This window comes from Mesorhizobium sp. B2-9-1 (assembly GCF_006439455.1).
Classification (GTDB): domain Bacteria; phylum Pseudomonadota; class Alphaproteobacteria; order Rhizobiales; family Rhizobiaceae; genus Mesorhizobium.
Genome location: NZ_VFTP01000002.1, coordinates 282699 through 306097, shown reverse-complemented (window position 1 = coordinate 306097; position 23399 = coordinate 282699). Strand labels below are relative to the sequence as shown.

At 64.8% G+C, this 23399-nt stretch carries 23 protein-coding genes; 16 read left to right on the top strand and 7 right to left on the bottom strand.

What is annotated here, in order from left to right:
* Positions 1–184 precede the first annotated feature (184 nt).
* A complete protein-coding gene (locus FJW05_RS05670) occupies positions 185–832 on the bottom strand; it encodes a Fic family protein (protein ID WP_140628999.1) in 648 nt (215 codons plus the stop codon).
* Positions 832–1020 (bottom strand): hypothetical protein, encoded by a 189-nt coding sequence (locus tag FJW05_RS05665; RefSeq protein ID WP_140628996.1) that lies wholly within the window; start codon positions 1018–1020, stop codon positions 832–834. The genes FJW05_RS05670 and FJW05_RS05665 overlap by 1 nt, the downstream gene beginning before the upstream one ends.
* 287 nt (positions 1021–1307) lie before the next feature.
* Between FJW05_RS05665 and FJW05_RS05660 the strand changes: the two genes are divergently transcribed.
* Complete coding sequence (locus FJW05_RS05660; RefSeq protein WP_181164855.1) at positions 1308–1808, top strand: MmcB family DNA repair protein; 501 nt, start codon at positions 1308–1310, stop codon at positions 1806–1808.
* Positions 1809–1846: 38 nt separating this feature from the next.
* Here the strand turns inward: FJW05_RS05660 and nhaA are convergent, their stop codons facing one another.
* The 5 genes from nhaA to FJW05_RS05635 all read right to left on the bottom strand — a co-directional run bounded on the left by nhaA (position 1847) and on the right by FJW05_RS05635 (position 9125).
* On the bottom strand, positions 1847–3037 hold the full coding sequence (gene nhaA, locus FJW05_RS05655) for a Na+/H+ antiporter NhaA (protein WP_140628990.1): 1191 nt from the start codon (positions 3035–3037) through the stop codon (positions 1847–1849).
* A gap of 205 nt (positions 3038–3242) precedes the next feature.
* Positions 3243–3806 carry an ActR/PrrA/RegA family redox response regulator transcription factor gene (locus FJW05_RS05650; protein ID WP_140546716.1) on the bottom strand — a complete coding sequence of 188 codons (564 nt, stop codon included), beginning with the start codon at positions 3804–3806 and terminating at the stop codon, positions 3243–3245.
* Positions 3807–4036: 230 nt separating this feature from the next.
* Positions 4037–5362, bottom strand: a complete 1326-nt coding sequence (locus FJW05_RS05645; RefSeq protein ID WP_140628987.1) for an ActS/PrrB/RegB family redox-sensitive histidine kinase — start codon at positions 5360–5362, stop codon at positions 4037–4039.
* 354 nt (positions 5363–5716) lie between these two features.
* Positions 5717–8179, bottom strand: coding sequence for an ATP-dependent helicase HrpB (gene hrpB, locus FJW05_RS05640; protein ID WP_140628982.1), 2463 nt, complete (start codon positions 8177–8179; stop codon positions 5717–5719).
* A 55-nt stretch (positions 8180–8234) separates the two neighbouring features.
* The gene (locus tag FJW05_RS05635; RefSeq protein WP_140628977.1) at positions 8235–9125 is read right to left on the bottom strand and encodes a DMT family transporter; all 891 of its coding nucleotides are present in this window, start codon (positions 9123–9125) and stop codon (positions 8235–8237) included.
* Between the two features lie 22 nt (positions 9126–9147).
* Here FJW05_RS05635 and FJW05_RS05630 point away from each other — a divergent pair, with 22 nt between their 5' ends.
* The 15 genes from FJW05_RS05630 (at position 9148) to FJW05_RS05560 (ending at position 23380) form a co-directional block, all read left to right on the top strand.
* Entirely contained in the window at positions 9148–9846 is a 699-nt protein-coding gene (locus FJW05_RS05630; RefSeq protein ID WP_140628972.1) for a PIG-L deacetylase family protein, read from the top strand.
* Positions 9847–10080: 234 nt separating this feature from the next.
* Positions 10081–11412, top strand: coding sequence for an ABC transporter substrate-binding protein (locus FJW05_RS05625; protein ID WP_140628969.1), 1332 nt, complete (start codon positions 10081–10083; stop codon positions 11410–11412).
* Positions 11413–11518: 106 nt separating this feature from the next.
* Positions 11519–12466 carry a sugar ABC transporter permease gene (locus FJW05_RS05620; RefSeq protein WP_140629735.1) on the top strand — a complete coding sequence of 316 codons (948 nt, stop codon included), beginning with the start codon at positions 11519–11521 and terminating at the stop codon, positions 12464–12466.
* Positions 12463–13413 carry a carbohydrate ABC transporter permease gene (locus FJW05_RS05615; protein ID WP_140544069.1) on the top strand — a complete coding sequence of 317 codons (951 nt, stop codon included), beginning with the start codon at positions 12463–12465 and terminating at the stop codon, positions 13411–13413. The genes FJW05_RS05620 and FJW05_RS05615 overlap by 4 nt, the downstream gene beginning before the upstream one ends.
* A gap of 214 nt (positions 13414–13627) precedes the next feature.
* Positions 13628–13831 carry a hypothetical protein gene (locus tag FJW05_RS05610; RefSeq protein WP_140628966.1) on the top strand — a complete coding sequence of 68 codons (204 nt, stop codon included), beginning with the start codon at positions 13628–13630 and terminating at the stop codon, positions 13829–13831.
* 2 nt (positions 13832–13833) lie between these two features.
* On the top strand, positions 13834–14940 hold the full coding sequence (locus FJW05_RS05605; RefSeq protein WP_140628963.1) for an ABC transporter ATP-binding protein: 1107 nt from the start codon (positions 13834–13836) through the stop codon (positions 14938–14940).
* Positions 14933–15946 carry an ABC transporter ATP-binding protein gene (locus FJW05_RS05600; RefSeq protein ID WP_140628959.1) on the top strand — a complete coding sequence of 338 codons (1014 nt, stop codon included), beginning with the start codon at positions 14933–14935 and terminating at the stop codon, positions 15944–15946. Before FJW05_RS05605 ends, FJW05_RS05600 begins: the two co-directional genes overlap by 8 nt.
* 62 nt (positions 15947–16008) lie before the next feature.
* A complete protein-coding gene (locus FJW05_RS05595; RefSeq protein WP_140628956.1) occupies positions 16009–17649 on the top strand; it encodes a dihydroxyacetone kinase subunit DhaK in 1641 nt (546 codons plus the stop codon).
* A gap of 10 nt (positions 17650–17659) precedes the next feature.
* Complete coding sequence (gene dhaL, locus FJW05_RS05590; RefSeq protein ID WP_140628953.1) at positions 17660–18259, top strand: dihydroxyacetone kinase subunit DhaL; 600 nt, start codon at positions 17660–17662, stop codon at positions 18257–18259.
* A complete protein-coding gene (dhaM, locus tag FJW05_RS05585; RefSeq protein WP_140628950.1) occupies positions 18259–18648 on the top strand; it encodes a dihydroxyacetone kinase phosphoryl donor subunit DhaM in 390 nt (129 codons plus the stop codon). The genes dhaL and dhaM overlap by 1 nt, the downstream gene beginning before the upstream one ends.
* Positions 18649–18667: 19 nt before the next feature.
* On the top strand, positions 18668–18970 hold the full coding sequence (locus tag FJW05_RS05580; protein WP_095766133.1) for an HPr family phosphocarrier protein: 303 nt from the start codon (positions 18668–18670) through the stop codon (positions 18968–18970).
* Positions 18971–19011: 41 nt separating this feature from the next.
* Entirely contained in the window at positions 19012–20586 is a 1575-nt protein-coding gene (gene ptsP, locus FJW05_RS05575; protein ID WP_181164854.1) for a phosphoenolpyruvate--protein phosphotransferase, read from the top strand.
* A gap of 7 nt (positions 20587–20593) precedes the next feature.
* Positions 20594–21025, top strand: a complete 432-nt coding sequence (locus tag FJW05_RS05570) for a hypothetical protein (RefSeq protein WP_140628942.1) — start codon at positions 20594–20596, stop codon at positions 21023–21025.
* Positions 21026–21102: 77 nt separating this feature from the next.
* Positions 21103–22089, top strand: a complete 987-nt coding sequence (gene dhaK / locus FJW05_RS05565; RefSeq protein WP_140628939.1) for a dihydroxyacetone kinase subunit DhaK — start codon at positions 21103–21105, stop codon at positions 22087–22089.
* Positions 22090–22354: 265 nt separating this feature from the next.
* Positions 22355–23380: a nucleotidyltransferase family protein gene (locus FJW05_RS05560; RefSeq protein WP_140628936.1), complete on the top strand. Its 1026-nt coding sequence runs from the start codon at positions 22355–22357 to the stop codon at positions 23378–23380.
* Positions 23381–23399 lie beyond the last annotated feature (19 nt).

Genomic DNA, 23399 nt, shown 5'->3' with positions numbered 1-23399 from the left:
ATGGGTGAGAGATCGAAACCCAACGCGAGAAATTCGAGGAAGCCGCGCGCGAACTGAAAACCGACCAGTTAGACGAAGCCTTTGAGGCTGTGGTCAACAGAATCGCCCATGCGCCGAAACTCACCAATGAGCAGATAAAGGAACTGGTGCGACGGAAGCGCGAGGTAGATCGCGGGTGGTTAGCCTATATCGCGGCTTCTTCAGTAGCCTTCAGAAGCTGCATCGCAAGCATGCCTTCGAGCATCGCTTCCATATCGGCAATAGCAACAATGCCTCGCTTCCACGAGTCGTCAGCCCCTTCAAGAGCTTTATAGTAGGGCGTTTTACCTGCGGCGATCTGATCCGGGATCGTCGGAGTTCCAGGCAAAAGGCTGCCCAGTTTTACACTTAGTACCAAATACGACACAACCCGCGCCGTTCGCCCATTGCCGTCTGCAAAGGGATGAATCCAATTCATGCGCCAGAGCAAATAGGCCGCTAGGTAGATCCCGGACATATGCCAGTTATCGTTGACGTAGGCGCACATTTCAGCGACCAAATCAGGCACCTCAGTGTGTGCCGGCGGGAAGTGATTGCTCTTGCCTATGTAGACGGGCGAATTTCTGTAGGTTCCGGCTAGAGGGTGAATCCCCTCCAACGCCTTTTGATGGAGGCGCAAAATTATTGATTGCGTAAGCCGGAACTTGCCTCCGTGATCCCCAATGGATGACCGGATTATTTCTAACGCCTCTTTGAACTGCCGGACCCCATTCTCGGCCTCGCGCTGGGCCTTTTCGGTGGGGTCCGTTATGAGTTCAACGGGGTCGGCTTGGCTGTGACGATCCTCGCTCATTAACGGGCTTTAGCGGCTTCCTCTCGGGAAACTTTCTCGTCGGCAGCGGCGACCATCTCACGGGTAATCCGGTCATTCTCAATGTGCGTGTTGCCGTAAACAAAGCTCAGCCTCTGCTCACGCATTTGGCCCTCAGTCATTTGAATCTTTTGAGCTTTTGCAACCAGAGTTTCGAGCGCAGCGGTCATGGCAAATCTCCCGAATTTTCGTAACGAATCTGCGTTACTCAGACCATAAGCGGGCCTGCTTATCAACCGGTAAAGAGGTTATAAGTTTTCCACATTGCCAGCCCAACTGACAGAAGCTGTCATCACTGATAGTGGGCCATCAACCTTGTGCGAGCATGTCGCCAAGTGGCCCAAATATATAACTTCGTACGCCACGAGTCCAATCTGCCGGTCTGCCACCTTATAATCGACTACAACGATTGACGGGCGGGTTCAAACCGTGAACAAAATCTGGCATGGTGCCTCCCATGCCACTCGTTTCCCCGATTCCCCTTAACCCGTTGATCGACGGCCGCCAGTCGGAGCGCGCCATGCTGGTGCGGCGCGGCGTGCAGCGGCTGCTCACCGAAATGGGCGCGCATGTGCTGCCGGAGCTGTCTTTGGCCACCGGGCGGCGCGCCGATCTCGTGGCGCTGACCAGGCAGGGCGATATCTGGATCATCGAGATCAAATCTTCGATCGAGGATTTCAGGGTCGACCGCAAATGGCCGGACTACCGGCTGCATTCCGACCGCTTCTTCTTCGCCACCCATCCCGGCGTTCCACAGGACATCTTTCCCGAGGAATGCGGCTTCATCCTCTCCGACGGCTATGGCGCGGAGATCCTGCGCGATGCACCCGAGCACCGCATGGCGGCAGCGACGCGCAAGGCGCTGATGCTGCGGATTGCCCGTGCGGGCGCCGCGCGGCTGCTGGCGGCCGAGCTTGCCGGCGTGGCGGTGCCGGCGCTGGATGGCGAGAGCGAGTAGCGCCGGGCTGCGTGAGAAGACGGGCGTCGCGGCCTGACCTAGTCCACCTCTTCGTCCACCCCACTCGCCGCCGGCGCCATGAGCAGGATGGCGGCGCCCAAGAGGGCGGCAATCAGCGAGCCGGCGAGGATGCCGACCTTCACCGCGTCCTGCAGCGCCGGGTCGCCGGCGAAGGCGAGCAGGCCGATGAACAGGCTCATGGTGAAGCCGATGCCGCAAAGCAGCGAAATGCCCAGCATGTGCAGCCAGCCGGCATTGGCCGGCAGGTCGGCGAGGCCAAACCGGATGGCCAGGGCCGAGGAGCCGAAGACGCCGACCAGCTTGCCGAGCACCAGACCGGCGGCGACGCCAAGCGTCAGCGGCTCAACCAGTGCTGCAAGGCTCAGGCCGCCGAGCGAGACGCCGGCATTGGCGAAGCCGAAGATCGGGATGACGAGGAAAGGCACCAGCCTATGCAAGCCGTGTTCCAGCCGGTGCAGCGGCGAATGCTCGATATCGCGGCTGATGCCGGGAGACCGCTCCAGCGGGATGGTGAGCGCCAGCGCCACGCCGGCGAGCGTCGCATGCACGCCCGACTTGAGCACCAGCACCCATAGCAATGCGCCAAGCAAGAGATACGGCCAGAGCTTCATGGCCTGCATTCGGTTGAGCACGACGAGCAGCGCGATGACGACGAAGGCGGCGGCCAGATAAGCGAGCGACAGGCCGCTGGTGTAGAACAGCGCGATGATGATGACGGCGCCGAGATCGTCGATGATGGCCAGAGCGGTGAGGAAGACCTTCAGCGAGGCCGGCACGCGGCTGCCCAGCAGCGAGAGCACACCGAGCGCGAAGGCGATGTCGGTGGCGGTGGGGATCGCCCAGCCGGAGAGCGCTGCCGCATTGTCACGATTGATCAAGACATAGACCAGCGCCGGCGCCACCATGCCGCCGGCGGCGGCGATGCCGGGCAGCACGCGGCGCGGCCAGGTCGAAAGCTGTCCGTCCAGCATCTCGCGCTTGATCTCGAGCCCAACCAGCAGGAAGAACACCGCCATCAGCCCGTCATTGATCCAATGCGATACGCTGAGCGGCCCGAGATAGGCGTGCAGGACGGCGAAATAAGTTTCGGCCAAAGGCGAGTTGGCGACGATCAGCGCAAGTGCTGCGGCCACCATCAGGATGATGCCGCCGGCGGCCTCGCCGTCGAGGAATTCACGCAGGATCGATTTCGGCCGCTTATCTTGCATGGTCGCTCCGTCCCGTCACCCCGACCTGACGGCCGGAAACCTATAACCTAATGATGCGCAGCCCGGCTGGCGAAGCAAGCGTTCGAGTTCACATTGACAGATCGCCTGCTTCGGAAGTTGGCCGAAACGCCCGTCGCTTCGTCATCCACGGGCGAAGCAAGGAGCGAAGCGACGCGGCGCAGACCCGAGGATTGACGACGCTCGTTTAACGCGGCGCGCGCTTTGCCAGAATCCGCTGCAGGGTCCGGCGGTGCATGTTGAGGCGGCGCGCCGTTTCGGAGACGTTGCGGTCGCACATTTCGTAGACGCGCTGGATGTGCTCCCAGCGCACGCGATCGGCCGACATCGGGTTTTCCGGAGGCGCGGCGCGCTCGCCGGAGGTGCGGGTAAGCGCGGCGAAGACGTCGTCGGCGTCGGCGGGCTTGGACAGGTAGTCGATGGCGCCGAGCTTCACCGCGGTCACCGCCGTGGCAATGTTGCCGTAGCCGGTCAGGATGATGGCGCGGGCGTCGTTGCGCTTTTCGCGGATGACTGCCACGACATCGAGGCCGTTGCCGTCGCCGAGGCGCATGTCGACCACGGCATAAGCCGGCGGATGAGCGCGCGCCTTGGCGACCGCCTCTTCGACGCTCTCCGCCGTCTCGACCACAAAACCCCGGGTCTCCATGGCCCGGGCAAGCCGGGTGAGGAACGGCTTGTCGTCCTCGACGATGAGCAAGGAGGTGTCCTCGCCCTCGACCATTGCGCCCGTCGTTTCGTCTCCGTTCATCTTATCGGCATCCTACCGATCCAAAGCGCGCCGCGCCGAGACCCATTCTGGCGAAGGCCCTTCAAATCCTTGTTTCCGGGCATGTCGACTTCCTGAAATCGCTGCACAGTTTTGGGCGACATGCCTCACTTTTACGCAGATACAGTCCTGCAAGAGCAATGTCCAATTTTTAGAGCCGGCAACAGAGCTGCCATGCGGTAAATGCAAGGTTTACGCTATCCAACCAAGGTTCAGGCATTGTCGAACATTGTGGCCGAGGCCTGGTCCTGGTTGAGGAAGACGCCGCGCGGCCAGGCGATCTGCACCACCGCGCCTTCGCCGAGCCCGCTCGAATTGCGGAAATCGATGGTGGCGCCCGACCGTTCCAGCAAGGTCTTGGCGATAAACAGCCCCAACCCCAGGCCGCCGCCGGCCTCGGTGCCCTGGCGCGTCGACACATAGGGCTCGCCGATGCGGTCGATGATCTCGGCCGGAAAGCCCGGCCCGTCATCGGTGATCGAGAAGATGACCTTCTCATTGTCCCAGCTCCAGCTGACGGTGACCGACTTGCGGGCGAAATCGACGGCATTCTCGACCAGGTTGCCGAGCCCATAGATGACGCCGGGGCTGCGCTGGCCGACCGGCTCGGGGCCGATGCGCTCGCCGGGCCGCAGCCGGATCGAGATGCCGAAGTCGCGATGCGGCGCCGTCACCTCCTCGACCAGCGAGGTTAGCGGCATGCGCGACAGGTGCGCTTCGCCTTCCGAGGAAAGGCTGGTCAGCCGCTTCAGGATTTCGCGGCAGCGCTCGCTCTGCGAGCGCAGGAGCTTCACGTCCTCGCCGTATTTCGGGTCCTTGCCGAGCGCCTTTTCCATCTCCTTGGCGACGACGGTGATGGTGGCCAAGGGCGTGCCGAGCTCGTGCGCGGCCGCAGCCGCCAGCCCGTCCAGCGCCGACAGATGCTGCTCGCGCTGCAGCACGAGCTCGGTGGCGGCCAGCGCGTTGGCGAGCAGGCGCGCTTCCGCCGCCACGCGGAAGGCATAGATGGCGGTGAAGGCGATCGAGGCGAAGACGGCCATCCACATGCCGGCGACATAGATGAACGGCATCGGCAGAGGCGCGTGCTCGTACCAGGGCAGCGGCAGGTGGAAAAACACCAGCAGCGTGGCGGCAATTATAATCAGCGCGCCCAGCACCGCGGTCATGCGCAGCGGCAGCGAAGCGGCCGAGATGACGACCGGCACGGAAAGCAGCACGCAAAACGGATTGGTGAGGCCGCCGGTCATGTAGAGCAGGCCGGTGAGCTGGACGCCGTCGAAGGTGAGGATCGCGAAGGCCGAAAGCGGGGTCAGGCGATGCGCCGCCGGATAGCGGAAGGTGAGCCACAGGTTCATCCAGGCCGAGCAGGCAATCAGCGCAAAGCACATCGACACCGGCAGCGGGAATTTCAGGCCATAGGCGACGACAAGCACGGTCAGGCTCTGGCCGACGATGGCCAGCCAGCGCAGACGGATCAGCGTGTTGAGCCGCAACCGCTGGCTTTGCTGGGTATCGGGCGCGCGCAGAATGTTGATCATCGACTTACGATTATAGCCGCGAGAGGGTAAGCGCTAGTAGCCCCATAAGAGCGACTTGGCCGGTTGGCAGCCGGTATTTCATCGTTTTCTCGGCCCATTGGCTGAGGCTTCGCGACTTCGTCATCTACGGGCGGAGCAACGCGAAGCGGAGCGCAGATCCGAGGATCCGTTCCGTTACCTCGATCGTAGAGCGCAGCGGAGCGGAATTCTGAACCGTGGCAACGCGTCGACGTCCCGGAATGGATCCTCGGGTCTGCGCGCGTCGCTCCGCTCCTTGCTCCGCCCGTGGATGACGACGTGATGAGCGTCTGCGCCAATCGCAAAGGTATGCGGTTCACTGCCGTGAGCCTGCCACTACGTCCCGCGCGGCTTGGCGCGGCTGGTGGCGGCGGCCAGCAGCGGGTTTTCCGGCCAGACATGTTTTGGATAGCGACCGCGCATGTCGGCGCGCACATCCGCCCAGGAGCCGCGCCAGAAGCCGGGGAGATCGCGCGTCGTCTGGATCGGGCGGTGCGCCGGCGAGAGCAATTCAAGCGTCAGCGGAACGGTTCCGTTTGCGATCGCCGGATGACGGTCGAGGCCGAACAGTTCCTGCACGCGGATCGAAAGCACCGGCCATTCGCCGTCATAGCGGATCGGCACGTGACTGCCCGACGGCGCGTCGAAATGGGTCGGCGCCAATGCGTCGACCTTGCGCTGCAGGTCGTGCGGGACAAGCGCCATCAGTGCCGACGACAAAATCGCCGGCTTGACGGCGCCGAAATAGGCATCGCCGGAGAGAAACGGCAGGAGCCAATCGTCGAGGCCCTCGACAAGCGCTTCATCGGAAACGTCGGGCCAGGGCGCCCCCAAGCCGCGATGCAGCCAGCCGAGCCGCTGGCGGAGAGCCTCCGCTTCCTTGCCCCAGTCGAGCAGCGACAGGCCGTGCTCGCACAAGGCATCGATAATAGCGCGGTCGGCATCGGCGCCGGACGGCGCGGGCAGCATGCGCTCGGAAAGCGTGATGGCGCCGAGACGCGCGGTCTCGCGCACGCGCACGGCGCGGCGCTCGCGGTCGAAACTCGTCTCACGCTTTGTCTCGATGCGGTCGGCAAGGGCGGTGCGGATATCGACTTCGCCGACCGGCGCGGCGGCGGTGATGCGGGCGTTCTGCGCCTTGCCCTGCAGGTCGGCGACCACAAGCCAGGTTTCATTGGCGAGCGCATCCGCGGCATCGATCATGGCGCCCGAACCATTGGCGAGCACGAAGCGGCCGCGCTCGCCGCGCGCCCTTGCCACGCGATCCGGCCAGGCATGGATGAGGAGCGAGCCAGCGCCGGCCGGCGCGTCGCTTCTGTCTCCGCCGGCCTGCCCGGCCAGACGCTCCGCCAATTGCCGCGCGGCATTGGCGCGAGGGGATTTCTCGCCGCGAAACCGGATCAGACGCCGCTCCAGATCGGCGCTGTCGCCGCCCAGCCCACGCTCCGTCAAAAGCACGGCAAGCGTCGTTGCTTCGAGCGGGTGGCCGCTCTTCGCCGCTTCGGCCACCATATGCGCCAGGCGCACCGGCAGCGCCAGCTTGCGCATGGCGGCGCCCGCCTCGGTCAGCCTGCCGGCATCGTCAATGGCATGCAGCGCCTTGAGCAGCTCCCTCGCCTCGTTGAGCGCCGGGGCCGGCGGCGGATCGAGAAAGGAGAGGCTCGACGGATCGGCGACACCGAAGGCGGCGCAGTCGAGCAGCAATCCAGACAGATCGGCCTCAAGGATTTCCGGCGGCGTGAAGGCGGGAAGCGACGCGGTCTGCTCGGCCCGCCACAGGCGAACCGCCACGCCGGCTTGAGTGCGGCCGGCGCGGCCGGCGCGCTGGTCGGCCGAAGCCTTGCTGACACGCACCGTCTCAAGCCTGGTCAGGCCGCTCGCCGGCTCATAGCGCGGCAGCCGCGACAGGCCGGAATCGATGACGACGCGCACGCCGTCGATGGTGATCGAGGTCTCGGCGATTGAGGTCGCCAGCACCACCTTGCGGCGGCCGGCCGGCGCCGGCCTGATCGCCGCGTCCTGCGCCCTGTTGTCGAGCTGACCATAGAGCGGAACGATGTCGGTGTCGGCCGCGACGTTGCCCGCGAGCCGCTCGGCGGTGCGCTCGATCTCGCGCTGTCCGGGCAGGAAGGCAAGCACGCTGCCCGGCTCGCCGGCCAAAGCCGCGCGCACGGCTTTGGCCATGGCGTCCTCAATCGCGACTCCGGCTGGCCGTTCTTCGTAGCGGATCTCGACCGGATAAGCGCGACCCTCGCTTTCGATCACCGGCGCCTCCGACAAAAGCTTCGCCACGCGCGCGCCGTCGAGCGTCGCCGACATGACCAGCAGACGCAGGTCCGGCCGCAACGCGCCCTGCACGTCGAGCGCCAGCGCCAGGCCGACATCGCCGTCGAGCGAGCGTTCATGGAATTCGTCGAAGATCACCGCCGAGACGCCGGGCAGCTCCGGATCGTCGAGAATCATGCGCGAGAGCACGCCTTCGGTGACGACCAGGATCTTGGTACGCGCCGAGGTGCGGTTCTCCATGCGCATGGCGTAGCCCACCGTGCCGCCGGGCTCCTCGCCCAGCAATTCGGCCATGCGGCGCGCGGCGGCGCGGGCGGCGAGCCGCCGCGGCTCGAGGAGCACGATCCGGCCCTCGCCGAGCCAAGGCGCGTCGAGCAGCGCCAGCGGCACCAGCGTTGTCTTGCCGGCGCCGGGCGGCGCCACCAGCACGGCGCTGCTGCACCGCGCGAGCGCTTCGCCGAGCGCCGGCAGCACGGCTGTGACCGGAAGGTCCGGCAAGGGTTTCGTCGTCATTTTGCCCGCATATCAGCGGTCGCGGTCGCCGTGCAACGTGTCGGGCCCATGCAGGTCAAAGCCGCGCACGCGTAAACGGGTTCCAGCGCACTGTGCCAAGCCGCACTTCCTCGCGCACCATGGTGAGGAGGCCCGAGGCGCCGACGACGGCAAGGCCGACCAGCGTCATCGCGTCGGGATATTCCCTGAAGAACATCGCGCCGAGAATAACCGCCCAGACGATCTGCGAATAATGCGTCGGGGCGATGCGATTGGCCGGGGCGTATTTGGCCGCCAGGAGATGCAGCAACTGGCCGCCGGCGGTGAACAGGCCGCCCAGGACCAGCCAGCCCAATTGCCACAGATTGGGGAGCGCAAATGACGTCGCGACCGCGCCGACCCCGTTGAAGAGCAGGCCATAGCCGATCAGCGAGCCCAGCATGGTCGTGCGCTTTTCCTGCTGGGCAAGCGAGCGCATCAGGATGACGATGGTCGCCGCGACGAAGGCATTGGCGAAGGCGGCGAGATGGCCAAGATGCAATTCGCGGAAGCCCGGCCTCACCACCAGCATGACACCGGCGAAGCCCGAGACCACGGCAAGCCACCGCCAGGGGCCGACCTCCTCCTTCAGGATGACGGTCGAAAGCACGGTGACGAGCAACGGGGCCAGGAAGAGCAGCGCATAAACCTCCGCCAGCGGAATGCTGGTGAAGGCATAGACGCTGAGCACGCCCGAGGCGATGCCGGCCCAGGCGCGTGCCTGCACGGCCCAGGGCCGCCCGGTGCGCCAGAAATCGCGCCAGCGCTCCTCCTTCGGCCGGGTGAAGAAGAGGAAACAGCCGGCAAACAAGGTCATGAAGAAGCCGATCTCGAAGACGGTGAACTGCCCGCCCAGACCCTTGATGACGGCGTCGCTGAACGAATAGTTTGCGTAAGCGAGAAGAGCGAGCAGGATTCCGTTCGGCACGATTCCATTCCGGGAGAAAGACGTGAAGATACTGGCGCTGGGGGCACATCCCGACGATATCGAGATATTCATGTTCGGTACGCTGGCCGCCTATGCCGCGCAAGGCGCAGAACTGACTTTCGCCATAGCCACCGATGGTGCCAGAGGCGGCATGGGCGACCCCAAGGCGCTTGCCCGCTTGCGGCACAAGGAAGCGGCCAAGGCGGCGGGCCTGCTCGGCGTCGAGCCGCGCTTCCTCGACTTTCCCGACGGGGAGCTCGTCGCCGATGCCGCGTTCATTGCGGCGCTGAAGGCACTGATCGGCGAGGCGAAGCCCGACCTCGCCATCACCCATGCGCCCTATGATTATCACGGCGACCACCGCGCCCTGTCCGACGGCGTGCGGCTCGCCGCATCCTTCGCGGTGCCGGTGCTGCATGCCGATACGCTCGGCGGCACCGGCTTTTCGCCGACGCATTATGTCGAAATCTCGCATCATTGGGACATCAAGGCGAAAGCAATCCTCGCGCACCAGTCGCAGGGTCCGGAGCACTATGTGCACAGGGCGCGCCTTCAGAACGAGTTTCGCGCCGGACAGTGCAACGGCGCACCCGGCGCGCTGGCCGAGGCCTTTCGCTTCGAGCCGACCTTCCCCTTCGCCGACATACGCGCGCTCCTGCCGCCGGCGCCGCCGATCCGGCCGGTGACGACAAGTCCGGGCCCCGCCAACGCGGCCAGCTGACGTCGGCAGCACGCAGGTCCGGCGATCATTTTCCAACGATTTCAATGACGCGTTTCGCCATGCTGCGGCGCAGCAACGAATTCGCTTGCGTTGTTTAGTAAAAAGCGCATCACTAAACAAATTACTAAACATCGGACGGCGCGTTCGCCCGCCGTGTTTGGGCCCTCGGAGGAGCGAGGGTCGAGGGCTCTTGAAACCGTCATCCGGACGCGTTTCGCAAATGGGAGGTAAGGCATGAAATCGACCTTGAAACTGGCGTTGGGACTGGCCTCGGCGATCTTTGCGTCGACAGCCGTCTCGAACGTCGCGCATGCGGAAGACCTGACGCTGTGCTGGGCGGCCTGGGATCCGGCCAACGCGCTCGTGGAACTGTCCAAGGACTTCACCAAGGAAACCGGCATCGGCATGAAATTCGAGTTCGTGCCGTGGACCAATTACGCCGACCGCTTCCTCAACGAGCTCAACTCGCATGGCAAGCTCTGCGACCTGATAATCGGCGACAGCCAGTGGATCGGCGGCGCCGCCGAGAACGGCCATTACGTGAAGCTGAACGACTTCTTCGACAAGGAGAAGATCAGCATGGACGACTTCGTGCCGGCGACCGTGGTCGGCTATTCGGAATGGCCGAAGAACACGCCGAACTACTGGGCCCTGCCGGCCATGGGCGACGTCGTCGGCTGGACCTATCGCAAGGACTGGTTCTCGCGGCCCGAGCTGCAGAAGGAATTCAAGGAGAAGTATGGCTGGGACCTCGCCCCGCCGACCACCTTCGACCAGCTGAAGCAGATCGCCGAATTCTTCCAGAAGCGGCAGATCGACGGCAAGACCGTCTACGGCGCCTCCATCTATACCGAGCGCGGCTCGGAAGGCATCACCATGGGTGCCATGGACGTGCTCTACAGCTACGGCTTCCAATATGAGAACCCGAAGAAGCCCTACGAGATGGAAGGCTTCGTCAATTCCGAGAAATCGGTGAAGGGGCTGGAATTCTACAAGTCGCTCTATGACTGCTGCACGCCGCCCGGCGCCTCAAACAGCTACATGGGCGAAGGTGTCGACGCCTTCAAATCCGGCCAGGTGGCGATGCACATGAACTTCGCCTTCACTTGGCCCGGTCTGCAGAAGGACGAGAATGTCGGCGGCGACAAGATCGGTTACTTCGTCAATCCGAAGGGTCCCGACGGCGACCAGTTCGCGCAGCTCGGCGGCCAGGGCATTTCGGTGGTTTCCTATTCCGACAAGCAGGAATCGGCGCTGAAATACATCAAGTGGTTCGCCAACAAAGACGTGCAGGCCAAGTGGTGGTCGCTCGGCGGCTATTCCTGCCTGAACTCCGTCGTCAAGGATCCGAAATTCCCGTCCAGCCAGCCCTATGCGCAGGCCTTCCTCGACTCGATGGCAATCGTGAAGGATTTCTGGGCGGAACCCAGCTACGCGCCGCTGCTGCAGGCCTCGCAGAAGCGCTTCCATGACTATGTCGTGGCCGGCCAGGGCTCGCCCAAGGACGCGCTCAACGGGCTGGTCAAGGACTGGACGCAGGTCTTCCAGGACGACGGCAAGATGTAGGCTCCTCCCGAGCCCAACCGCAGCGTCCCGTGCCGCCCTTGGCACGGGACGCAGTTCAGATAAATTCCACAGTCGAGACTTACCCGTGACCGAAGCAGGACTTACCATGCTCGATCGGACTGCGGACAACGTTGCCCGGGCAACACCGGAACCGTTGGCCAAGAAGATCCGGGGCATCAGCGACAAGGGCCTCGCCTGGCTGTTCATCTCGCCGACGATCCTTTTGCTGTTGGCCATCAACATCTTCCCGCTGTTCTGGGCGATCTATCTCTCCTTCACCAATTTCCGCGCCAACCGGCCGAACGAGGCGGTGAAGAACCTTGGGCTCGCCAATTACCAGCGCATCCTCGGCGACCAGGACATCTGGATCGCCATGCAGACGACGGCGCATTTCGTGTTCTGGACGATCCTCTTGCAGACCGTCATCGGCTTCACGCTGGCTTGGCTGATCGACCGCAAGTTTCGCGGCCACGGCTTCTGGACCACCATCATCCTGGTACCGATGATGTTGTCGCCGGCGGTGGTCGGCAATTTCTGGCGCTTCCTCTACGAGCCGCAGATCGGGCTGTTTTCCTATGTCGTCTCATTCGTCACCGGCATTCCGCCGACGAATGTGCAGATGCTGTCCAATGTCGAGCTGGCGCCGTGGGCGATCATCATCGTCGACACCTGGATGTGGACGCCTTACGTGATGCTGATCTGCCTCGCCGGCCTGCGTTCCATTCCCGAATACATCTATGAGGCGGCCGAGGTCGACCGCGCCTCCAACTGGCGGCAGTTTTGGTCGATCACGCTGCCGATGGCGCTGCCCTTCATCATGCTGGCGGTGTTGTTTCGCGGCATCGAGAATTTCAAGATGTTCGACATGGTCAACCTGCTCACCGGCGGCGGACCCGGCTCGACCACGGAAGTCGCCTCGATCACGCTGAAGCGGCAGGCTTTCGAAAGCTGGCGCACCGGCTATTCCTCGGCCTTCGCCATCATCCTGTTCGTTGCGGTGTTCGGGCTGGCCAACATCTACGTCAAGGCGCTCAACAAGGTGAAGCAGAGATGAGCCTGACCACTGCCCATTCCGTCGTTGCGCCCTCGTCGAACGCGAAGCTGATCGCCGGCACGATCATCATAGCCTATGCGCTGATCTCGATCGTGCCGCTGCTGTGGATCTTCGCCACCAGCTTCAAGACGCCGCCGGATTCGATCGCCTATCCGCCCAAGATCGTCTTCCAGCCGAGCATCGAGGGCTATTGCAACCTGTTCACGACCCGCACAAGGCAGACGCCGGACTATATCAAGTCGCTCGGACCGGCGACCGGCTTCTGCGACGAGACCGTGCGCAAGCGCAACATGGTGATCGCCGGGCCGTCGAACTTCCTGCCGCGCTTCGTCAATTCGCTGATCATCGCCTTCGGCTCGACCTTCTGCGCCGTGTTCCTCGGCACGCTCTCGGCCTATGGTTTCTCGCGCTTCAAGGTGCCTCTGGCCGACGACCTTCTGTTCTTCATCCTGTCGACGCGTTTCATGCCGCCGATCGCGGTGGCGATCCCGATCTATCTTATGTATCGCGAGCTCGGCCTGTCCGACACCGCGCTCGGCATGATCCTGCTCTATACCGCGGTCAACGTCTCTTTGGCCGTGTGGCTGCTCAAGGGCTTCATCGACGAGATCCCGCGCGAATATGAAGAGGCCGCGATGATCGACGGCTATACGCGGCTGCAGGCCTTCTGGCGCACTGTGCTGCCGCAGGCGACCACCGGCATCGCCGCGACCGCCATCTTCTGCCTGATCTTTGCCTGGAACGAATATGCCTTCGCAGCGCTGCTTACTTCCGGCACCGCGCAGACCGCTCCGCCCTTCATCCCGACCATCATCGGCGAAGGCGGCCAGGACTGGCCGGCAGTGGCGGCGGGCACGACCATCTTCCTGGTGCCGATCCTCGTCTTCACCATCCTGCTGCGCAAGCAGTTGCTGCGCGGCATCACCTTCGGCGCGGTGCGCAAATGACTAGTGTGGGAATAAGTCGACCCCCACTCCGTCGAGCTTCGCTCGACACCTCTCCCCCGATCGACGGGGGAGAGGAAGGGCGCGAACTTCATTCAGCCAGACTCCCTTCCTCTCCCTCCGGAGGGGGGAGAGGTGGCGCTGCGAAGCAGCGACGGAGTGGGGGAACCACCTGGCAACCATTTCTCCCCTTGAACGGGAAGGAAGGGAGGAACGCATGAACCGCTCTGTTGCCACCAAGCGCTCCTCATGGCCCGTCTGGGCAAGGCGCGGCCTGATGGAAAACATCGCGACCGCGATCATCGCGATCGGCTTCCTGATGCTGTTCCAGCCCTTCGCGCTGTCGCTCTATACCTATTCCTTCGTCACCATGCTTGCCGGCACGGTGATGTTCATCATCGTCTCGAAATTCCCGGAATAACGATGGCCGAGATCCGTGTTCAGAATCTGAGGAAGGCCTTCGGCGCATTCGTCGCCGTCCAGGATTCCAATTTCGTCGTCGAGGACGGCGAGTTCTTCGTCATGCTCGGACCGTCAGGCTGCGGCAAGACGACGACGCTGCGCATGATCGCCGGGCTTGAACTGCCCACCGGCGGCAAGATCCTGCTTGGCGGCGAGGACGTCACCATGCGCCGGGCGCGCGAGCGCGACATCGCCTTCGTCTTCCAGCTCTTCGCGCTCTACCCGCATATGAATGTGCGCCGGAACATCGGCTTTCCGCTTTTGGCGCAGGGCATGCCGTCGGCCGAGATCCGCGGCCGCGTCGAGGAGACGGCGAAGCTCTTGCGCATCGACCATCTGCTCGACAAGTCCGTCTCCGGCCTTGCCGGCGGCGACCGGCAGCGCGTCGCGCTCGGCCGCGCCATTGTGCGGCGGCCGAAATGTTTCCTCATGGACGAGCCGCTTGGGACCCTCGACACCGAATTCCGCGATTTGATGGTGCATGAGCTGCGCGAGCTGCACAACCGCATCCACGCAACGACCGTCTATGTCACGCACGACCAGATGGAAGCGATGTCGATGGCCGACAAAATTGCGGTGATGAATCACGGCGTCATCGAGCAGTTCGGCACGCCGCGCGAAATCTACGACCGGCCCGCAACCATGTTCGTCGCCGATTTCATCGGCTCGCCGCCAATGAATTTCCTGCGCTTCGGCGGCGGGCTCGCCAGGGGCGCGAAGGAGATCGTCGTGCAGGGCGCAAAGGTGGCGGTGCCGGAAGTCCGCGAGGACGTCGCGCCCGCCGACATGGCGCTTGGCATCCGGCCCGAGCATATCCGCTTTGACGACGGCTCGAAGCTGCGCGGCGCGATTTACGGCACCGAATATCTCGGCACCACGCAGATCGTTGCGGTCGAGACGGCCGACGGCATCATCAAGGCGCGGGTGCCGGCCGGCATCCATCTCAGCCCTGGCGAACAGGTCGGGCTGGCGCTGAACGGCGCCCGGCTGTCGCTGTTCGAGAAGGGTTCCGGCCGCGCGGTCAGGACCGCCATGCATGATCAGGCAGCGGAGGCGCGCCATGGCTGATGTCCGTATCCAGGGCGTGACCAAGAGTTTTGGCGACACCGTCGCGATCAACGATCTCGACCTCGCGATCAAGGACGGCGAATTCGTCGTGCTGCTCGGGCCGACCGGCGCCGGCAAGACGACGACGCTGCGGCTGATCGCCGGGCTGGAACGGCCGGATAGCGGCACGATCCACATCGGCGGCCAAGACGCGACGGCGCTGTCGCCGGCCGAACGCGACACCGCCTTCGTCTTCCAGCAATATTCGCTCTATCCGCATCTTTCGGTGTTCGACAATCTCGCCTTCCCGCTGCGCTCGCCGGCGCGGCGGTTTCCCGAAGAGGCTGTGCGGCGGCGCGTCGAGGAAGTCGCGCGCATGGTGCGCATCGACCACAAGCTCGACAACCGCTCGACGAAATTGTCCGGCGGCGAGATGCAGCGCGTCGCCATCGGCCGCGCCCTTGTGAGGAAGCCCGCGATCTACCTGATGGACGAGCCGCTGTCCTCGCTCGACGCCAAGCTGCGCGCCGATCTCCGGCTCGAGCTCAAGCGCATCCAGTCCGAGCTCGGCGCCACCATGCTCTATGTCACGCACGACCAGATCGAGGCGATGACCATGGCCGACCGCATCGGCATCCTCGCCGACGGCATGCTGGTGCAGATCGGCACGCCGCGCGCGATCTATTCTGAGCCGGCAAACCTTCATGTCGCGGCGCGCCTCGGCCAGCCGGCGATCAACCTTCTGCCGGCCGGACTGCTGCCCGACGGCGGCGCCCCGACCGGAACGACGACGATCGGCGCGCGGACCGAGCATCTCGCGATCGAGAAGGCAGCGAACGGACATGCCAACGGCGTCGTCGACTGGGTCGAGCATCTCGGCGATCAGAATCACCTGCATGTGGCGGTGGGGCCGAAGAAGCTGGTGACGCTCACCGATCCTGACACGCCGCTCGCAAAGGGGGACAGAGTGACGATTCGCTACATGGCGCCGCTCTATTTCGGCTCGGACGGGCAAAGATTGATGTAGTCAGCTCGCACGACAAATTTGCAAACCGATTGACGACCGCAGATACGGACTGGACCAAATCCATGAAGCACTTTTTCAACCGCAAGGACACGATCGTCACCGAGGCGCTCGACGGCTTTCTCGCCACGACGGGTTCGGGCGCGCTGGCCCGCCTCGACGGCTATCCCGAGATCAAGGTCGTGCTACGCGCCGAGTGGGACAAGACGAAGGTGGCGATCGTTTCGGGCGGCGGCGCGGGGCATGAACCCTCGCATGCCGGCTTCGTCGGCGCCGGCATGCTGACGGCGGCCGTCTCCGGCGAGATCTTCGCCTCGCCCAGTGTCGAGGCGGTGCTGGCGGCGATCCGCGCGACGACCGGCCCCGCCGGCTGCCTGCTGATCGTCAAGAACTACACCGGCGACCGGCTCAATTTCGGCCTCGCCGCCGAGAAGGCGCGCGCCGAGGGCCTTGCGGTCGAGATGGTGATCGTCGGCGACGACATCGCGCTGCCCGACATCGCGCAGCCGCGTGGCGTTGCCGGCACGCTGTTCGTGCACAAGATCGCCGGATTTTTTTCCGAAAGCGGCCATGACCTTGCATCGGTCGCTGCCGCGGCGCGGACGGCGGCAACCGATATCATCTCGCTCGGCATCTCGCTTTCCTCCTGCTCGATCCCGGGGCAGGCGCATGAGGAGCGCTTCGGCGCGGATGATGGCGAGCTCGGCCTCGGCATCCATGGCGAGCCGGGCGTCGAGCGCATAGCGCTGCAGAGCGCCGGCGCATTTGTCGCTGTCATGGCCGAACGCCTCGCGGCGCGGCTCGACCCCGGCAGCCGCTACGCCTTGCTGATCAACAATCTCGGCTCAGTGCCGCCGCTCGAAATGTCCTTGATCGCCAATGCGGTGCTCGCCTCACCGCTGGCGAAAGCCGTGGCGCTGACGGTCGGCCCCGGACATTTGATGACGGCGCTCAACATGAACGGCTTCTCGCTGTCGCTGCTCAGGCTCGACGCGGAGCGCGAGGCGGCGCTGCTGGCGCCGGTCGGCCCGCATGCCTGGCTGCCGGCAAAGCCGGTTCGGCAGCCGGTCGTCATCGCGATGGCCAAGCCTGGGATAGGCACAGCCACAAAGCCCGCTAGCCGCGATGCGGCCGCCGAGCGGCTGATCAAAGCCGTCTGCCAAAAGCTGATCGCGCTCGAAGAGCCGCTCAATGCGCTCGACGCCAAGGCCGGCGACGGCGACACCGGCTCGACCGTGGCGACGGGAGCGCGCAGCATTCTCGAGCGAATCGAGACGCTGCCGCTCGCCGACAGGGCCGCGACATTTGCCGCAATCGGCGATACGTTGGGCACGTCGATGGGCGGCTCCAGCGGCGTGCTGTTGTCGATCTTCTTCACCGCCGCGTCGCAATCGCTCGGCACCGGCGCGTCGCTCGGCAAGGCGTTGCTTGCCGGGCTCGACCGGATGACCTTCTATGGCGGCGCCAGGATCGGCGACCGCACGATGGTCGATGCACTGGAGCCGGCGCTGAAAGCTCTGGACGCAAGCGGGCCGGAAGCAGCGGCAGAAGCAGCGCGGCAAGGCGCCGAGGCAACCGCCGCGATGCGGAAGGCGAAGGCCGGGCGTTCCGCCTATATCGGCAGACAGCTTGACGTCGCGGATCCCGGCGCCTTCGCGGTCGCCGAAGTTTTCGCCGCCGTGGCGGCTCTGTTCGCCCCGGCATGAAGGACAGGAAATGGCCGCAGCCGATTTCTCCCGATTGATCGCGGCGGCGGCCGATACGATCGCGGCGCATGCCGAGGAGTTGACCGCGCTCGACCAGGCGATCGGCGACGGCGACCACGGGCTGAACATGAAGCGCGGCTTCGAGGCCGTGCGCGCCGAGGCCGACGCCTTTTCAGCAAAACCGCTGCCCGAGGCGCTGAAGGCCGTCGGCACCAAGCTGGTAATGACCGTCGGCGGCGCGTCCGGGCCTCTCTTCGGCACGCTGTTCATGGCGCTCGGCAAGGAATTGCCGGCAGCACCCGATCGAAGCGGCTTGGCCGCGGCACTCGGCAAGGCGATCGAGGCGGTTGCCGCGCGGGGTAAATCTCAAGTTGGCCAAAAAACCATGCTCGATGTGCTGGCGCCGGTGTATGAGGCATTGGCGCAAGGCAAGTCGGCAAGCGAAATCGCCGACGCAGCCGACAAGGCCGCGGAGGCCACTGTGCCGATGAAGGCCCTGCGCGGGCGCGCCTCCTTCCTGGGAGAGCGCTCGATCGGGCATATGGACGCCGGAGCGCGCTCGACCGCGCTGCTGGTGCGCGCAGTCGCCGAAACTGTCGAGGGCATTTGATGAGCAATGTCGGTATCGTCATCGTGTCGCATTCGCCCCTGGTCGCCGAGGGCACGGCCGACATGGTGCGCCAGATGGTGGGCGACGAAGTGCCGCTTGCATGGTGCGGCGGAAACGGCCATGGCGGCCTCGGCACCAGCGTCGAGGCGATCATGAACGCGATCGACAAGGCCTGGTCGGACGCGGGCGTCGCCATACTGGTCGATCTCGGCGGCGCCGAGACCAACTCGGAGATGGCGGTCGAGATGATCGGCGAGCCGCGCTCCCACAGAATAGTCGTCTGCAACGCGCCGATCGTCGAGGGCGCGGTGATGGCGGCGACCGAATCCTCCGGCGGCGCCTCGCTCAAGGAAGTGGTGGCGACGGCGCATGAATTGTCGCCGTCGTGAACGAACGGGAACCGACTGAATGTCCGCATCCGCCGAAGCAACGGTCCTGATCACCCACGCGGTGGGGCTGCATGCGCGCCCTTCGGTGAAGTTCACCAAGCTCGCCAAGTCGTTCGCGGCCGAGGTGGAAGTGGCGGTGGCGGCCAACGGCCCCTGGTTCGACGCCAAGAGCATCGTCAAGGTGATGGCGGCCAAGGCGCCGAAAGGGACCATGCTGCATATCCGCGCCAAGGGCGACGGCGCGACCCAGGCGGTGAAGGCGCTGGTCGATCTGGTGCAGCGTGACTTCGACGAGGACGCGGATCATGCCCGGTCCGCTTGAGACCGATCTGAATGTCGCCAGGTCCGCAAGGAATGCGAGCCATGCGGGTTGAGGGTATCCCCGCCTCTCCCGGCTACGCCGAAGGCCCGCTGTTCGACCTCGACCAGCCTCCGGCGAGCTACATGGCCAAGGCGAGCGCCGACGAAGAACAAGCCGCATTGGTGAGCGCAATCGGCAAGGCCGTCGGCCGGCTGGCGGCGCTGGTCGAAACCGCCAATGGCGACGCCGCCGGCATTCTCGAATTCCACATCGCCATGCTGGAGGACGACGCGCTGAGCGGTCCGGCCTTGTCGGCGATCGGTTCCGGACAGCCGGCGGACGCCGCCTGGCGCGCGGCGCTGGACAGCGAGATCGCCGGCTACGAAGCGTCGGACCAGGACTATTTCCGTGCCCGCGCCGCGGATTTGCGCGACATCCGCGACCAGGTGCTGCGGGCGTTGAGCGAGGACAGCGAGGCCGCGACGCCGCCGGGCGCGATCCTTTATGGCGACGACATCGCGCCGACGCGCTTCCTCGAAACCGACTGGAGCAAGGGCGGCGGCATCGCGCTCAAGCGCGGCAGCACCGCCAGCCATGTCGCTATGCTGGCGCGCTCGCGTGGCGTGCCGATGGTTGTCGGTCTTGGCGACGAGGCTGAAACGCGCACCGGTGTCGCGCTGCTCGATGCCGAACGCGGCGGAATCGTCATTTCGCCCTCGCCGGCCGAGATCGAAGCCTTCCGGCAGTCCGCCTCCACCTTCGCCGATCGCCAGGGCGCTGCGCGGACATTCCTGACGGAGCCGGCGGTGACCAAGGCCGGCACCTCCGTGCGCGTCCAGGTCAACATCGCCTACCCTTCCGATGTCGACGGCATCGAAATCGAAAGCTGCGACGGCGTCGGCCTGATGCGCACGGAGTTCCTGTTCGGTAAGACAGTGCCGGATGAGGAGACGCAATACCGTGCGTATCGCAACGTGCTGGAATGGGCAGGCGACAAGCCGGTGACCATCCGCACCGTCGATGCCGGCGGCGACAAGCCGGTGCCGGGTTTCACCGTCGAGGAAACCAACCCGTTTCTCGGTCTGCGCGGCATAAGGCTTTCGCTTAAGCGGCGCGACATTTTTCGCGTGCAGATACGGGCATTGCTGCGCGCCGCCATCCACGGCAATCTGAAGGTGATGTTCCCGATGATCGCCACGCCCGAGGAGTACAGCCAAGCCGCCGCGCTGTTCGCGGAAGAACAAGCCGCGCTTGCCGCGCAGGGCGTCGCGCACAGGCTTCCGCCGCTCGGCATCATGGTCGAGGTGCCGTCCGTCGCGCTGGCGCCGGAAGCCTTCGCCGATGTCGCCTTCTTCTCGATCGGCTCCAACGACCTGACGCAATACGTGATGGCGGCCGCGCGGGACAACGCGGCGGTCGCGCATCTCAACTCCGTCCGCAACCCGGCGGTGCTGCGACTGATCGCTGCGGTCACCGCCTTCGGACGTGAGAGAGGTATTCCGGTCAGCCTATGCGGCGACGCGGGCGGCGATCCGGCAGCCATCCCGGCCCTGCTCGAGGCCGGCTTGCGCGACCTGTCGGTCGCCCCTGCGCAACTCGCCATGGCCAAGGCGGCCATCGCAGACGTTGCGGTGTAGACGCGGCATGGCCAGGACCGAGAAGATATCGGAAACAGGCTCGGAGGAGGCGATCCGCGCCTATAAGACGATCCTGTCGCAGGTGATCGACCAGCGTCCGTCGGGCATGCGCCAGCGGCTTGCCGACGCGCTCGGCAAGCACCGCAGCTTCGTCACCCAGATCTCCAGCCCGGCCTATTCGATCCCGATCCCGTCAAAGCATCTGCCGTCGATCTTTTCGGTCTGCCATTTCAGCCAGGCCGAGCGCGACCAATTCATGGCCGCCTATCACCAGGCGCATCCCGGCAAGGCGCCCGTAGCCTCGGGGCCGCGCAAGACGCGCCACGTCTCGCTCATCGTGCCGGATTTCGGCGACGACAGGCAGAACGCCGCGCTCGACCGGGCGATCAACGAATTCATCCAGAAAATAACCAGCATCGCCGGCAAGGGCAGCGGCTGAGCAAGAGCAATTCCAGGAAAAGTGTCCAGCGGTTTTCCGTTCGGAATTGCGTAAACTAAGACGTCGGGAGGACTGCCATGAAGAAATTCATCAATTCGGTGGACACGGTCCTGACCGAGAGCCTCGATGGCTTCGCAGCCGCCCATGCCGATATCCTTGTGCTTGGCGACGAGCACAAATTCATCCGCCGCAGGGCGTTGAAGCCGGGCAAGGTGGCGCTGATCTCGGGCGGCGGCTCCGGCCACGAGCCGCTGCATGGCGGTTTTGTCGGCCACGGCATGCTGGACGCTGCCTGCCCCGGCCAGGTCTTCACCTCGCCCACGCCCGACCAGATGCTGGCGGCCGTGCGGGACGTCGATACCGGCGCCGGCTGCCTGTTCATCGTCAAGAACTACGAAGGCGATGTGATGAATTTCGACATGGCGGCAGAGATGGCGGATGGCGTGCTGCAGGTGGTGACGAATGACGACGTCGCGGTCGAGAACTCGTCCTACACGACCGGACGGCGCGGCGTCGCCGGCACGCTGGTGGTGGAAAAGATCGTCGGCGCGGCCGCCGAGCAAGGCATGCCGCTGCCCGCGCTCAAGGCGCTGGGCGACCGCGTCAACGCCGCGACGCGCTCGATGGGCGTGGCGCTGACCAGCGGCACGGTGCCCGCCGCCGGCAGGCCGACCTTCGAGATCGGCGACGGCGAGATGGAATTCGGCGTGGGCATCCACGGCGAGCCCGGCCGGCGGCGCGACGCGCTGAAGAGCGCCGACGCCATCGCCGAGGAGGTCTGTGCGGCGATTGCCGGCGACCTCGGCGATCGCGCCAAAGGACCGGCGCTGCTGTTCGTCAACGGCTTCGGCGGCACGCCGTCCATGGAGCTTTATCTGATGTACAACAGCGCCCGCAGGATGTTCGAGAGGCAGGGCGTGACAGTGGTCCGCTCGCTGGTCGGGTCCTATGTGACCTCGCTCGACATGGCGGGATGCTCGATCACGCTGACCATGCTGGACGACGAAACGTCGGCATTTTGGGACGCGCCGGTACACACGGCGGCGCTGCGCTGGGGGATGTAGCCAGCTTCAGCCAAAACCGAAGCCCGAACGCCTCAAAACGCCGGTGACGCCACGGCCACCACGCTGGACAGTTTTCCAGCCTTGCGCAGCAAAGGCGCCGCATATTTCTTTTTCGTCATTTCCAACACCCTCCGGATCGAATCCGGAGAATGGACGATCCGCTCGGAAAGTCAAACTCACAAGCTGGCTCTGCCGCCGCACTGGTTTCCGGCGTGCTTTTCTGTAAGCATGGCTTGTTCCTGTCGTTCGAACGCCGCCCGGGTTGATGCTGCCTTCTCTTGCGCCTGCCGATGAAAAGCTGCTGCTGACCTTTGCCGACCCCGAAGCACTGCCTGCTGTCGGCCGGGATATTGCAGCCGCAACCCTGCTGGCGCTGCTCGTCAACGCCGAGTTCCATGGTGTGCTGCCAATCATGCTGCGCAAACTCCGGCAAATCGGCGACGCTCAACTGCCGCAGGACGCAGCCTTGCAGCGGAAGTTGTCGGAGTTGCGCGACGAGGCGACGATGGCGACCGGCCAATCGATGCTGTTGCAGTACCACGGCGACCGCATCATGAAGGCGCTGGCGGCAAAGGGCGTGCCGGCCCGGATCGTCAAGGGACCGGTGTTCGCGCGCAAGCTCTATAGCCAGGTTGCGGACCGTCCCTTCACCGACATCGACATTCTCGTCGACCCCGCCAGCATCGATGAGGCCAACAAGACCATCGGCGAATGCGGCTTCGAGCTCGGCAGCGACGAGGCCGAGTCGCACGAGCTGCAGGAATTCAAATGGCTGGAGAAAGAGAACTCCAGCCTGCTGATCGAATTGCATGGCAATCTGGTGCACGACACCGTCATGCGCAGACGCCTGTCGCTTGGCTTTCGCGAGTTGCAGGCGATCGACGGCGGCGAAACCGACACACCGGCCGCGCTGCTCACCATCGCCATCGTCCATGCCGCCGGCGGCCACAAGTTCCACCGCCTGCAGCTCTGCGTCGACGTGCTGCAAGGCGTGCGGGCGCTGAAATCGCCTCAAGAGGAAGCGCGGCTGCTCGATGCCGCCCGCATGACCGGCATCGAGCTCGAGCTGGCCACGGTCCTCAACGTCACCGGACGCCTGTTCGGCGCGCCGCGCGCGATCGAGCTTGCCGACCGCATCAAGCCGGACCTCTCGATACGGTTGGCGAAATGGCTGATCACCGGCAACATGCTGCTTCGCGTCAATTCGCGCGAGAAGCTGCGGTCGCGCCTCAGCCGCGATGCCTTCCGCTGGGTGCAGAGGCTGGCGCGGCCGCGACCATATCCAGCCTGAGAGAGGAAACTCACTCACA